This window comes from Pontimicrobium sp. MEBiC06410, from assembly GCF_053601615.1.
In genome coordinates this window covers 36286-48532 of the sequence record NZ_JBSHNT010000143.1, presented here as the reverse complement: position 1 = coordinate 48532, position 12247 = coordinate 36286, and the positions used below count along the sequence as shown (strand labels likewise).

The window sequence follows — 12247 nt, the reverse complement described above, 5'->3', positions numbered from 1 at the left end:
CCAAAGCCTGTATTACAAAACCGACATTGAGGGAATACATGCTTTCAATGAGGGAACTTGGAAAACAAAAAAGGTTAAGCACTAGCTTAACCTTTTATATTTACTGTTTTAATTTTTAATGTATTTGTATAAAATTTTACTTTATCTCTGTGTTAAATGGAAATAATAATTGCACTCCTTTTTGCTCTGTCATTGTCTTTATCTCCTTTAAAATCTTATAGTTTTCAACACCTAGCTCTTCTTCTAAAATAGATTCTTTAGACTTAATTAAACCAAACCCTTCTACTAACTCTTCTATTGTTTTTTCGTAAACTGGAAGTTCTTTTATTCTGTAATCTTCAATTTCTGCTAGTTCGGCAGCGTACTTTAAGGCATCATCTAACCCGCCTAACTCGTCTACTAATCCATTGTTTAAAGCATCGCTTCCAGTCCATACTCGTCCTTGCGCTATTGCTTTTACATCATCTTGTGTTAAGCCTTCTCTACCATCTGCTACACGCTGAGTAAATAACTCGTATACATCATTTATTCCTTCTTTTATAAATGCGCGTTGTTCTTCGCTTAATGGCTCGAAAAAACTATAGGTTACTGCATTTTTATTAGTTTTAACTTGCTCTGCATTAATTCCCATTTTATCTGCTAAGTCTTTTCCATTAGGCAAGGTACCAAAAACACCTATACTTCCTGTAATTGTAGTTGCTTCTGCAAAAATTTTATCGGCATTACATGCTATATAATAACCTCCTGAAGCAGCAACGTCTCCCATAGACACAATTACTGGCTTAACTTTTTTAGTGAGTTCTATTTCTCTCCAAATTAATTCGCTTGCTAGTGCGCTTCCTCCTGGTGAATTAATTCTTAAAACAATCGCTTTTATTTTATCGTCTTCTCTAGCTTTTTTAAGCGCTTCTCCCATAGTACCTTGCCCCACAAAGTTTTCATTCCCTTTTCCATAAATAATTTGTCCTTCTGCATAAATTACTGCTATTTTAGCTTTAGCAAATTGTATAGATTTTTTATCTGCTACATAATTAGAGTAATCTTCTATAGTAATTGTATTTATATTTTTATCTGCATCTATACCAATTGCTGCTTTTATAGCACTTTCATATTCGTCTCTGTAGGCAATTTTATCTATTAATTTAGCTTCTTTTGCCATGGTAGGTGTTCTTGCTAGTAAATTATCTGCTATTGTGTTTAAAGCATTTGTAGGTATATTTCTGCTTTGCGATATTTCAGATTTAATTTCGCTCCATAGCCCGTTTAAGTATACACTTATTTGTTCTCTGTTATTCTCACTCATTTCGTTTTCTAAGTAAGGCTCAACAGCACTTTTATATTTTCCAAGTCGTATTACTTCCATTTTCAATCCTGTTTTTTCTTGAAAATCTTTGTAATACAATCGTTCTGTAGACAGCCCTTTAAACTCCATAATACCAACAGGATTCATATAAATGGTATCTGCAATAGAACTTAAATAGTAATCTTTTTGGCTATATACATCGGCATAAGCTGTTATAAATTTTCCAGATTCTTTAAATTTTAATAGTGCATCTCTAATAGCTTTTGTTTGTGAGACTCCCGCCATTAAAAAGTTACTATCTATAGATATTCCTTTTATTTTAGAATCGGTTGCGGCATAATCTATTGCGTTAATAATGTCGAATAGTCCATTTTTATTAGTTTCATCTAAAAATGGGTATTCTTTAAATACAGTTTTTGCGGCATAGTCTTTTATAGGAAAATCTAATTTTAAGTCTAATACAGATTGCTCTTTAACTGTAATAATATTTTCTGAAGAGGCTCCTGCAAAAATGCCTATAATTAATAATAGACCAAAACAGATTCCGAAAAAAACGAAGATTCCTGTAACTGTAGCTAATACGCGTTTTATAAAATTCATTATAATTTATCTTTTTTAATTAGTAGTTGTAACATCTGTTTTGTTACAGTATTATTTACTTTAATTTTTCTAACGTTTTTTTACGTTGAATTTTCCCTGAAGTCGTTTCTGAAAATTGAGAAATATTGTATATTTTCTTAGGTTTCTCATGTGCTTTTAACTCACTAAAAACAGAATTATTAATAGTGTAATCTCCTTCTAATACTAGTATAATTTTCTCTCCTAATCGTTCATCTTTTTCTGATGCTATAAAGAAACGGGGTATTACCTTTTCTTTTAACTTATTTTCTAGTTGCTCTGGGAATACTTTAATACCACCTGTATTTATAACATTATCAAAACGTCCCAACCATTTAAAGGCTTTTTCATTTTCTATAATAACATTATCATTTGTTACTATTGTACTTGATGTAATACTTGGTGCTTCTATTATTAGACAACCTCTTTTATCTTGAGAAATACGTACATTAGGTAACGTTTTAAATGTTTGAGTTTTGCCTTTTCCGTTTATTTGTTTTACTGCAACATGAGATACTGTTTCTGTCATCCCATAGGTTTCATAAATTCTAGTTTTTAAATCTTGTATTGTATTTGTTAACGCTTTAGAAACTGGTGCACCACCTACAATAAGTTGTTTTATTTTACCTAACTTATTTATATTGCTCTGCAATTGCATAGGCACCATTGCAGAAAAATCGTACACTTTTGTTTCGTTAATGCTAAGACTAGATTTTGGTTCAATTATGTCTAATTCTAAGCCTAGTACAAAAGCTCTAACAAGCATCATTTTTCCTGCTATGTAAGAGGCTGGCAAGCATAATAGAGTACTGTTTCCAGGACGCAATCCAAAGAAATCACCTGTAGCTATGGCTGAATTTACCATTGCTTGTTTACTTAGTTTTATCGTTTTTGGTTGACCTGTAGACCCAGATGTTTTTGCTAAAAGATATGGGGTGTTGTCTTGCCAATCTAGTATAAAATCTCCTATTTCTTTTTGATAGTTTTCGCCTTCCTTTATTAAACTATAGGCTAATTCGTTAAGGTTTTGATATGAATAATGTATTTTATTATATCGAAATCGATTATGTACTTTATTATATTTAGGTACCACTACTCTCCTATTTTATTTATATCCTCAAGTACAGGAGCTTCTACAGCTCCCAATAGTTTATCTTTCCAATTGGTCCATTTGTATTTTTTACTAAAAATAAATAGTAAAATTGGAAAAATTATAAATACAGGTAATACAAGATCTAGGAATCCTAAAGTTGGCTCAGAAACATCTTTTAAAACCGAATGTGTTTGAAAAGCAGTCCAATTTGCTGTTACTAAAAGTGCTGTAAATAGATTATTAGCGGCATGAAATCCTAGAGCCAATTCCATACCCTCATCCATTAAAGTAATTATTCCTAAAAATAACCCTGTTCCTATGTAATAAATCATGATGGTGTACCCTAGTTTTTCAACTTCTGGGTTAGCGATATGTAATAACCCAAAAATTAATGATGTTATTAATAATGGCGCCCATTTATTCTTTGTTACAACACCAATTCCTTGCATTAAATAGCCTCTAAATAAATACTCTTCGAAACTTGTTTGAAATGGAATTAATACTATAGCAATTATTGCTAGAATTATAAATCGGTTTAACTCAAAATTATTAACATAATCATCTGGGTTTGAATAATAATCAAAAAGGACCATACTAGAAGATAAAATTCCCCAGAAGAAAAAAGAAAATATTATACGTTTCCAATCTATTTTCTCTCGTGCTGTTGTTAAATGAGTAATTGTTTGCTTGTGTAATGCTTTTACAACTATAAATAACCCTATTAAACCTATAGCAAATGATAATAGCAATAAAAAGAGATTTAAATTAGGTTCTAATACAGACATCATTGTAGCTTGATCTATATTTGTAAAATCATCTCCATCCTTTATCATTTTCCCCATAATCACCACAGTATAGGGTACTTGACCTATAAAAGAAGCTATAATTATTAAAATTGTACCTATAAAGTACCTCCACCAATCGTGTAAAACATTAAATGCTTGCGCTATATACATATATTATATTTTAAATTTCCAATTGTTATTTATATTGTATTGCAATGTACCATTTTTTACTTGCAACGGAGAATCGAAGTTATTTGTAAATAAGCTTCCTGTTCCTAGCCCTTGTGGCATTTTATTTTGTTTTAAATAGGTGTATTGAGCAATAGCATTTAACCCTACATTACTTTCTAATGCGCTAGTAATCCACCAGCCTATGTTATGGTTTTCGGCTAAATTAATCCACTCATTACTACCCGCAAAACCTCCAATAAAACTAGGTTTTAAAATAATATATTGGGGCTTAATTATGTTTAGTAATTCTTCTTTTTTAGTTATAGAGAAAACGCCTATCAATTCTTCATCTAAGGCAATTGGTAGAGGTGTTACTTCACATAGCTTAGCCATGTCCTCAAATTGTCCTTGTTTTATAGGTTGTTCTATAGAGTGTAGTTTAAACTCGGACAGTTGTTTTAACTTTTCTAAAGCTTCTTTTGGGGCAAAAGCGCCATTAGCATCTACTCTTAATTCTATATCGTTTTCACTAAAGTTATTACGTATAGATTTTAAAAGGCTTAGTTCTGTTTTAAAATCTATAGCTCCTATTTTCATTTTAATACATGAAAAACCTGCTTCAATTTTTTCTTGTATTTGCTGTTTCATAAAAGCTTCTGTCCCCATCCAAATCAATCCATTTATAGGAATCGCTTCTTGACCTACTGTAAATTTTGAAGGGAATAAATTGAATTGATTTTCAGATTTTAATGACATAAAAGCCATTTCTAATCCAATTTGAATACTAGGAAACGCTATATTTTCTACTAAAAGAGCATCTAATCCTTTATCTATATTTTGGCATGTGTGTACTAATTGCTGTTCGTAATCCGCTCTATCATCAATAGATAACCCTCTAAGAATACCACATTCTCCTATTCCTGTTTTTCCGTTTTGGTTTAATATAATAAACCAAGTTTCCTTTGTTTTTAAAATGCCTCGTGAAGTCCCGCTAGGCATTTTAAAGTTAAGGTTGTATTTATGGTAAGTTGCTGTCATATTATACATCAAAAATACTTAAATTTATTTAGTAAATTAGCGACTATAATTACATTTAATAATGACAGATTTCCCCGATATAATCTTATTTGCTATTCCTTTTTTTATACTTGCTATGTTACTAGAATTATATGTAACTATTAAACAAGGCATTAAAGGTTATGAGGTTAAAGATTCTTTAGCGTCTATTAGTATGGGACTCGGTAATGTTTTCTTAGGTTTTTTAAGTAAAGTGCTTGTTATAGTATCGTTCTTTTATATTTACGATAATTATAGATTTTTTACAATTCCGGTTACATGGTGGAGTTTTATACTTATACTATTTGCAGATGATTTTGCATATTATTGGTTTCACCGTATTTCTCATGAGTGTAGGTTATTTTGGGCTTCTCACATTATACATCATTCTTCTCAGCATTACAATTTAAGTACAGCGCTTCGCCAAACATGGTCTGGTGGTTTTTACACATTTATTTTTTGGTTATGGTTACCGCTTTTAGGATTTCATCCTGCGATGATTATGTTCCAAATGTCTGTTAGTTTACTTTACCAGTTTTGGATACATACTGAAGCCATAGATAAACTTCCTAAATGGTTTGAGGCAGTAATGAATACGCCGTCTCATCATAGAGTTCACCACGGTAGTAATCCTCTTTATTTAGATAGAAACCATGCTGGTATTTTTATTATTTGGGATAAGTTATTTAAAACGTTCCAGCCAGAACTTAAAGAAGAAAAAGTAGTCTATGGGCTTACCGTTAATATAAATACCTACAACCCTATTAAAATTGCTTTTTTAGAATGGATTGCCATGTTTAAAGATGTAATTTCTGGAAAAAAATCTTTCTCTAGCAGATTACAATATTTTTTTAAGCCTCCGGGTTGGAGGCATGATGGTAGTGGTAAAGTTTCGGATGATTTAAGAGATGAATGGCTTAAAGAAAACAAATTATAGCGTTATACTTTCTCCTATCTCTAACAGTGTTAAGGTTTTATTTTTATTTGCAAACTGTTGTTTAGCTTCTTCTTTGTTTATTTCTATATATCCAAATGTATCGAAGTGGTAACCAAGAATAGTATTACACTCAACAAAATCACTGGCTAAAACTGCATCTTCTATTCCCATTGTAAAGTTATCTCCTATTGGTAGAATAGCTAAGTCTAGTTTTGTTTGTAATGGAATTAACTTCATATCAAATGTTAATGCTGTGTCTCCTGCTATATAAATATTTTTATGTTTAGTTTCAATTACAAATCCACCAGGTTGTCCTCCATAACTACCATCTGGAAAAGAAGAGGTGTGTATTGCATTAACATATTTCACTTTACCAAACTCAAATTGCCAAGTTCCTCCATGGTTCATAGGGTGACCTTCTATATCTTTAGCACCAAAATGCGTAACAATTTCATAGTTAGAAACTACTTTTGCGTTCGTGCGTTTTGCAATGGCTTCTACATCTAAAATATGGTCTTGATGTGCATGTGTTATTAAAATATAATCTGCCTTTAAATCATCAATTTTTATATGAGATGCTTTAGGGTTTCCTGTAATAAACGGGTCTACTAATATAGTTACATCGTTTATTTCTATTTGTAATGTTGCGTGGCCTAAAAATGTAATTTTCATGACTATTATTGTTTAAATGACTTATAATAAATGCCCTATTCCTAATAATAATGCTAGTGCTACTGTAGACAATGCTAGTTTTTTTAATTCAGGATCAAATTGTTTAGGAACAGTATTTTTTCTAACAAAATTTATATGTTTAAATAAGGGTATGTAAGCTATAAAAAATATAAGATTAAATGGTGATGTGTAATATAGAATGCCAAATAAAAAGGATAAAACGATAGCGCCTATTACTAATAGTAAATGGTATTGTTTTGCTTTTTGCTTTCCTAGCTTTACAGCTAGTGTTATTTTATTGGCTTTTGCATCGCTTTCTATATCTCTCATGTTATTAAGATTTAGCACGCCTGCACTTAACAAACCAATACTAATGGCTGGTAAAAATACAACATGATCTATTCGCTTTGCAAATAATATATAACAGCCTACTACACTAACTAAACCAAAAAAAATGAATACAAATACATCTCCTAAGCCTTTATAACCATAGGCTTTTTCTCCCATAGTATATTTCATTGCTGCAAATACAGACATTAATCCTAATGCCATAAAAAATAGAGCATATAACAAGTGTTTAACTCCAAATGAAGTATATATTAGGCTTATTGTTAATGTTATACTTAGTAATATATTAATTTTTATAGCCCCTAGCATTTGGTTTGGTGTAATTGCCCCACTTTGTAAAGCACGTTCTGGCCCAATTCTATCATCATTATCGGTACCTTTTACGCCATCTCCATAATCGTTAGCTAGATTGGAAAGAATTTGAAAGCTTAGGGTTGTTAAAATTGCTAGGGTAAATATTTCCCAAGAGAACACTCCATTATATTCTGCTAAACATCCAGCTACAATAATTCCAGATATAGATAATGGTAATGTTCTTAGTCTAAAAGCAGATAACCATACAGAAAGTTGTTTCATATATTATAAGCCTAAGGAATCCATTGTTTTGGGAAGTTTGGCTTACGCTTTTCTAAAAAAGCATCTCGTCCTTCTTTTGCTTCATCTGTCATATAGGCTAAACGTGTTGCTTCTCCAGCAAATACTTGTTGTCCAACCATGCCATCGTCTGTTAAATTCATAGCAAATTTTAACATTTTAATAGAGGTAGGTGATTTTGTTAAAATCTCTTGAGCCCATTCATATGCAGTTGCTTCTAATTCTTCATGAGGAATAACTGCATTAACCATTCCCATTTCGTAAGCTTCTTGTGCAGAATAATTTCTTCCTAAAAAGAAAATCTCTCTCGCTTTTTTCTGTCCTACCATTTTTGCTAAATAGGCAGAGCCATATCCACCATCAAAACTAGTTACATCGGCATCTGTTTGCTTAAATATAGCATGTTCTTTACTCGCTAAAGTTAAATCGCATACAACATGCAAACTATGTCCTCCTCCAACGGCCCATCCTGGTACTACAGCAATAACTGCCTTTGGCATAAAACGAATTAAACGTTGTACTTCTAGTATATTTAAACGATGGTACCCATCTTCTCCAACATAGCCTTGATGACCTCTTGCTTTTTGATCGCCTCCAGAACAAAAGGAATATACGCCATCTTTAGTAGATGGGCCTTCGGCCGATAGTAATACAACTCCTATACTCGTATCTTCCTGTGCATCATAAAATGCATCATATAATTCCTTAGTAGTTTTTGGTCTAAATGCATTTCTTACATTAGGTCTATTAAAAGCTATTCGGGCTACTCCATTACATTTATTATATGTAATATCCTCATAGTCTTTAGCTTTTATCCATTTAATTTCGCTCATTATAATTTCAAATTTTTGGAGCATAAAAATACGGAAAATAGAATTTATCCAACTATATTTTCAATCTTAATTGGTTGTTTTAAACAAAGTAAAAACAGGAATTACTCTCTATTTACGACTATACATTCAATCAACAGATTAAAACATAAAACACTAAAAATAAATGATTTACACATTATTATTTGTAAGTAAAATCTTCCACAAAATTGCATTAATCGGTAAAATAACCTTTTAAACGATTTAATATTTCAATTATGAATTGCTAAACTAACAATACAATGTATGCATTGTAAATTTGTATACCCTCAAGATTATAGCTAAAAATATTAATTATTAAGACATTAGATATGACAATAAGAAATTCTAAAATATCGAACTTAATCGAAGATGTTTATTTATCTAAATACGGAAACTATTATTTTTTTAAAGACTTTATAGTTTCTGAAATTAATGAAGGTGTTGTTTTTACCTGGGAGGTTGCTCAAGATTTACTGCCTGCTATATTTAAACATTATGGAAAAACCCCCTCTTTATGCTACATTACAAATAGAGTAAATAATTACTCTGTAAACCCTGCTGATTGGTACAAATTTTTTAATAGTAATAATAGGAGTTGTTTAAAAGGGTATGCTATGGTTACTTATACTGAAGCTGGTTGGGTAAACTCGGTTATAGAAAAATTATTTGTACAAACGGAAGTTGAAAATTTTAATAGTTTACAAAAGGCTATAAATTGGGTTAAGCAAATAAGTTTATAGTATTCTGTTTATGCATGCACACAATTAAATCATTAAACAAGTTAGGAGTGATTTTATTTTAAAAACTTATAAAAAAATCATATATAATTTATAGTGTAACACTGTAATATCCAAACGCCAAACATCTTTAATAAATGAAAATAGAAGACTCTAATTTAGCTGACTTCATTGAAGATATCCACATATCGGATAATGGAACTTATTATTTTTTTGAAAACTTTATCATTGCAGAAATAAATGAGGGTGTTACTTATACTTGGGATTCTGCTCAAGATGTTATAAAAGCTGTATTAGAGCATTATGGTGAAAATCCATCTGTTAGTTACATAACAAATAGGGTTAATAAATATGAAGTAAGGCCTTCTGATTGGTTAAAGTTTTTTAAAAACAGTTACTTTATAAATGGCTATGCTATTGTTTCTTATACAGAAAGAGGCTGGATTAATGCCATTTTAGAGAAGTTTTTTTTATCTACAAAAGTAGAGTACTTTTCCGATTTATATGAAGCTGTTGAGTGGGCTAAAAAACTACCCAATAATAAAAATAAAACTAATAGCTTTTTAAGCTTTTAACTCAATTCTTATTTTTAGTTTATTTCTTTTTTATACTTTAGTGTATCTAATAAATGATACACTAAATTATGAAACATTCAATTTTACTCTCCCTTTTCTTTTTATTTTCCATTTCTATATTCTCTCAAGAGTACGACTTTAAAACAGTAGTAGATTTAGATGCTACTGATGTTATTAGCCAAGGAAATACAGGAACTTGTTGGAGTTTTTCTACATCTTCGTTTTTAGAAAGTGAAATTATGAGGCTAACGGGGAAACAGATTGATTTATCTGAGATGTATACCGTTAGACAAACTTATCCTAAAAAGGCTTGGAACTATGTTATGAGACAAGGTAAAGCACAATTTAGTGAGGGTGGTTTAGCTCATGATGTTTTAAATAGTGTTGCAGAATATGGTTTGGTTCCTGTTAGTGCTTATTCTGGATTAAAAAATGATTCAAAAAAACATAACCACTCTAAAATGGTTAAAGATATTAAAGCTGTTTTAACTGCTTATATTAAAGAATCTAAAACAGATTGGAAACAAGAAACTAATGCTATTTTAGATGATGCTCTTGGTAAAAATGTTTCGACTTTTACTTACGAAAGTGTTGAGTACACACCTCTTACTTTTTTAGAAATGACAAAAATTAAAACGGAAGATTATGTTAACTTAACAAGTTTTACGCATAAACCGTTATATTCAAACTTTATATTAAATATTCCTGATAACTTTTCTAATGGTAGTTTTTATAATGTTTCGTTAGACGAATTAATTGATACAATAGATAATGCTTTAAAAAATGGATATACTATTGAGTTGGATTGTGATGTAAGTGAAAAAACATTTTCTGCCCAAAATAGTATTGCTGTGGTGCCACATAATGCTAGTGAAAATGAACGTGCATTAAAAAATACCGTTAAAGAGCTAGATATTACACCTGAGTTAAGACAACAAGAATTTGAAAATTACAACACTACAGATGATCACTTAATGCATATTACCGGATTAGTAAAAGACCAAAATGGTACTAAATATTATAAAGTAAAAAACTCTTGGGGTAAAATTGGTAAAGGTGGTTACATATACATGAGTGAAGCATACATGCGCTTAAAAACCATATCTATTACCCTACACAAGGATGCGTTAAAACCAACTTTAGCAAAAAAATTAAACTAGGTAGATTCCGTCTTTTTTAATAGTTATTAACTTTTGCTTGTATAAAGATCCTATAGCTTTTTTAAAATTCTTTTTACTCATCTGGAGCTGTTCTTTTATAGCTTCAGGTGATGATTTATCGTGCAACGGAAGGTAGTTTGAATTATCTTCTAGAGCTTTTAAAATTAACTCCGCATTTGGTTCTATATTTCTATATCCAATTTGTCCTAAAGTAATATCTATTTTATTTCCTGGACGTATTTTTTTCACAACGCCTTTAAGCTTATCTCCTACGCTTAAATCTTGAAAAATACTATCCTTATATATTAATCCAAAATGATTATTATTTACAATAACATTCATACCAATATCACTAGGATGCGAAACAATAATATCTACTGTATCGAATTCTGAGACTGTTAGCTCTGCATTGTTTAAAAAGCGATTGGTTTTACTAGATGCTACCAAACGTTCTGTTTTCTCATCCATATAGCAGTGTACTAAATACCAACCTCCTTTTTTCATAGGAAAAACCTGCTCTTTAAATGGGCAAAACAGTTCTTTAACCAATCCCCAATCTAAAAATGCACCGTGTTTGGTTACATCGTTACATCGTAATACAGCAAATTCACCTACTGTAATATAAGGCGCATCTGTTGTTGCTATAATTCGCTCTTCGTTATCTAAATAAATAAAGACTTCTATAGTATCTCCAATTTCAAAATGTTCAGGTACATATCTATTGGGTAATAAAACTTCGTTCTCGTCTGCATCTCCTAGAAATAAACCTGGTTCTGTATCTCTTAAAATCTCTAAAGTATTGTATTGTCCTATATTTATCATTTTGCAAAGGTAGTAATATAAAAAAAGCGTTACAACTACATTGCAACGCTTTTATAAATTATAATTTTAAGCTTTTTATTAATTATAAACAGCTTCTTTTTTAAAGTGCTTAGCTAGTAAGTAGTATACTACAGCTCTATACTTTGTTCTGTTAGAACGTCCATATTTTTCCATAACATCGTCTATAGCTTTATCTAAATCTGCACTATCAGCTAGGCCTAATTTTTTAATTAAAAAATTGTTTTTTACTGTAGCCAATTCAGATTCATCTGTACCAGAAACAGTAGAAGAGTCTTTATTGTAAATTGATGGTCCACAACCAACTGTTACTTTAGTTAAAAAATCCATATCTGGTTCTACACCACACTTATCTTTTAAGTCTGCTGCGTATTTTACGATAAGCTCGTCACGTTTACTCATAATGTCTAAATTGTTTTAATTATTTATTGGTTACTAAATATACAAATTTTTTACGCCAATCATTTTTTAGTTAATTTTTTTTTTCGATATGATATCGATAAAAAC

Annotated in this window: 13 protein-coding genes; 4 read left to right on the top strand and 9 right to left on the bottom strand. The window is 30.6% G+C overall.

The annotated features are described in order from the left end of the window. Positions 1–136 precede the first annotated feature (136 nt). Genes sppA through ACVC08_RS04885 form a run of 4 tightly spaced genes read right to left on the bottom strand, consistent with a single transcriptional unit; the run spans position 137 to position 5008 of the window. Positions 137–1903, bottom strand: coding sequence for a signal peptide peptidase SppA (gene sppA, locus ACVC08_RS04900; RefSeq protein ID WP_452598184.1), 1767 nt, complete (start codon positions 1901–1903; stop codon positions 137–139). Positions 1904–1958: 55 nt separating this feature from the next. Continuing rightward, positions 1959–3014: an AMP-binding protein gene (locus ACVC08_RS04895; protein WP_452598183.1), complete on the bottom strand. Its 1056-nt coding sequence runs from the start codon at positions 3012–3014 to the stop codon at positions 1959–1961. Then, positions 3014–3970 (bottom strand): CPBP family intramembrane glutamic endopeptidase, encoded by a 957-nt coding sequence (locus ACVC08_RS04890; RefSeq protein WP_452601210.1) that lies wholly within the window; start codon positions 3968–3970, stop codon positions 3014–3016. Before ACVC08_RS04890 ends, ACVC08_RS04895 begins: the two co-directional genes overlap by 1 nt. 3 nt (positions 3971–3973) lie before the next feature. Beyond that, the gene (locus ACVC08_RS04885) at positions 3974–5008 is read right to left on the bottom strand and encodes an o-succinylbenzoate synthase (RefSeq protein WP_452601209.1); all 1035 of its coding nucleotides are present in this window, start codon (positions 5006–5008) and stop codon (positions 3974–3976) included. 61 nt (positions 5009–5069) lie between these two features. Here ACVC08_RS04885 and ACVC08_RS04880 point away from each other — a divergent pair, with 61 nt between their 5' ends. Beyond that, entirely contained in the window at positions 5070–5963 is an 894-nt protein-coding gene (locus tag ACVC08_RS04880) for a sterol desaturase family protein (RefSeq protein WP_452601208.1), read from the top strand. Here ACVC08_RS04880 and ACVC08_RS04875 read toward each other — a convergent pair. From ACVC08_RS04875 to ACVC08_RS04865, 3 genes are read right to left on the bottom strand one after another with little or no spacing between them, the layout of a single operon-like run. Beyond that, on the bottom strand, positions 5958–6635 hold the full coding sequence (locus ACVC08_RS04875) for a metal-dependent hydrolase (RefSeq protein ID WP_452601207.1): 678 nt from the start codon (positions 6633–6635) through the stop codon (positions 5958–5960). The two genes, ACVC08_RS04880 and ACVC08_RS04875, sit on opposite strands and share 6 nt — an antisense overlap. A gap of 21 nt (positions 6636–6656) precedes the next feature. Further along, positions 6657–7559 (bottom strand): 1,4-dihydroxy-2-naphthoate octaprenyltransferase, encoded by a 903-nt coding sequence (gene menA, locus ACVC08_RS04870; RefSeq protein ID WP_452601206.1) that lies wholly within the window; start codon positions 7557–7559, stop codon positions 6657–6659. 11 nt (positions 7560–7570) lie between these two features. Next, positions 7571–8410: a 1,4-dihydroxy-2-naphthoyl-CoA synthase gene (locus ACVC08_RS04865; protein WP_452601205.1), complete on the bottom strand. Its 840-nt coding sequence runs from the start codon at positions 8408–8410 to the stop codon at positions 7571–7573. A 347-nt stretch (positions 8411–8757) separates the two neighbouring features. On the opposite strand from ACVC08_RS04865, the gene ACVC08_RS04860 reads away from it, so the two are divergent. From ACVC08_RS04860 to ACVC08_RS04850, 3 genes are all read left to right on the top strand, one after another. Beyond that, positions 8758–9168, top strand: coding sequence for a hypothetical protein (locus ACVC08_RS04860; protein WP_452597678.1), 411 nt, complete (start codon positions 8758–8760; stop codon positions 9166–9168). 134 nt (positions 9169–9302) lie between these two features. After that, positions 9303–9740 (top strand): hypothetical protein, encoded by a 438-nt coding sequence (locus ACVC08_RS04855; RefSeq protein WP_452601204.1) that lies wholly within the window; start codon positions 9303–9305, stop codon positions 9738–9740. Between the two features lie 68 nt (positions 9741–9808). Next, positions 9809–10900, top strand: a complete 1092-nt coding sequence (locus tag ACVC08_RS04850; protein WP_452601203.1) for a C1 family peptidase — start codon at positions 9809–9811, stop codon at positions 10898–10900. On the opposite strand, the gene ACVC08_RS04845 is transcribed toward ACVC08_RS04850, so the two are convergent. Together ACVC08_RS04845 and ACVC08_RS04840 are read right to left on the bottom strand one after the other, a co-directional pair. Beyond that, positions 10892–11722: a CvfB family protein gene (locus ACVC08_RS04845; protein ID WP_452601202.1), complete on the bottom strand. Its 831-nt coding sequence runs from the start codon at positions 11720–11722 to the stop codon at positions 10892–10894. The two genes, ACVC08_RS04850 and ACVC08_RS04845, sit on opposite strands and share 9 nt — an antisense overlap. Positions 11723–11800: 78 nt before the next feature. Then, positions 11801–12142, bottom strand: a complete 342-nt coding sequence (locus ACVC08_RS04840; protein WP_452601201.1) for a DUF2853 family protein — start codon at positions 12140–12142, stop codon at positions 11801–11803. Positions 12143–12247: the final 105 nt, after the last annotated feature.

Bases quoted from the DNA above. Each gene is read 5' to 3' on its own strand.
- menA (WP_452601206.1), bottom strand. From the start codon at position 7,559: ATGAAACAACTTTCTGTATGGTTATCTGCTTTTAGACTAAGAACATTA.
- ACVC08_RS04860 (WP_452597678.1), top strand. From the start codon at position 8,758: ATGACAATAAGAAATTCTAAAATATCGAACTTAATCGAAGATGTTTAT.
- ACVC08_RS04885 (WP_452601209.1), bottom strand. From the start codon at position 5,008: ATGACAGCAACTTACCATAAATACAACCTTAACTTTAAAATGCCTAGC.
- ACVC08_RS04855 (WP_452601204.1), top strand. From the start codon at position 9,303: ATGAAAATAGAAGACTCTAATTTAGCTGACTTCATTGAAGATATCCAC.
- sppA (WP_452598184.1), bottom strand. From the start codon at position 1,903: ATGAATTTTATAAAACGCGTATTAGCTACAGTTACAGGAATCTTCGTT.
- ACVC08_RS04890 (WP_452601210.1), bottom strand. From the start codon at position 3,970: ATGTATATAGCGCAAGCATTTAATGTTTTACACGATTGGTGGAGGTAC.
- ACVC08_RS04875 (WP_452601207.1), bottom strand. From the start codon at position 6,635: ATGAAAATTACATTTTTAGGCCACGCAACATTACAAATAGAAATAAAC.
- ACVC08_RS04880 (WP_452601208.1), top strand. From the start codon at position 5,070: ATGACAGATTTCCCCGATATAATCTTATTTGCTATTCCTTTTTTTATA.
- ACVC08_RS04840 (WP_452601201.1), bottom strand. From the start codon at position 12,142: ATGAGTAAACGTGACGAGCTTATCGTAAAATACGCAGCAGACTTAAAA.
- ACVC08_RS04850 (WP_452601203.1), top strand. From the start codon at position 9,809: ATGAAACATTCAATTTTACTCTCCCTTTTCTTTTTATTTTCCATTTCT.
- ACVC08_RS04845 (WP_452601202.1), bottom strand. From the start codon at position 11,722: ATGATAAATATAGGACAATACAATACTTTAGAGATTTTAAGAGATACA.
- ACVC08_RS04865 (WP_452601205.1), bottom strand. From the start codon at position 8,410: ATGAGCGAAATTAAATGGATAAAAGCTAAAGACTATGAGGATATTACA.